The organism is Pseudoalteromonas fuliginea (assembly GCF_000690055.1).
In the GTDB taxonomy this organism is placed as follows: domain Bacteria; phylum Pseudomonadota; class Gammaproteobacteria; order Enterobacterales; family Alteromonadaceae; genus Pseudoalteromonas; species Pseudoalteromonas fuliginea.
The window spans coordinates 1-342 of sequence record NZ_JJNZ01000302.1 but is presented as its reverse complement, the minus strand read 5'-3'; the positions used below and the strand labels follow the sequence as shown (position 1 = coordinate 342).

At 39.5% G+C, this 342-nt stretch carries 1 protein-coding gene; it reads left to right on the top strand.

Annotation, left to right across the window (positions count from 1 at the left end):
• On the top strand, positions 1-342 hold a 342-nt coding region (locus DC53_RS22910), incomplete at both ends, for a methylmalonyl-CoA mutase family protein (RefSeq protein ID WP_033032879.1).

Sequence of the window (342 nt, the reverse complement as noted above, 5' to 3'; positions counted from 1 at the left end):
GTATAGAGGCTGCCGCAGCTGCTTTTGGAGGAACACAGTCACTACACACTAATGCACTAGATGAAGCAATTGCATTGCCTACTGATTTCTCTGCGCGTATAGCACGTAATACTCAGATATTTTTACAAGAAGAAACTAAGATTACTAAAACTGTTGATCCTTGGGCTGGTAGTTATTATGTAGAAAGCCTTACTAAAGAAATTGCTGATAAAGCTTGGGCTTTAATAGAAGAGGTTGAAGAGCTTGGTGGTATGACTAAAGCTATTGAAGAAGGTATACCAAAACTACGTATTGAAGAAGCTGCTGCACGTAAGCAAGCACGTATAGATAGTACACAAGATG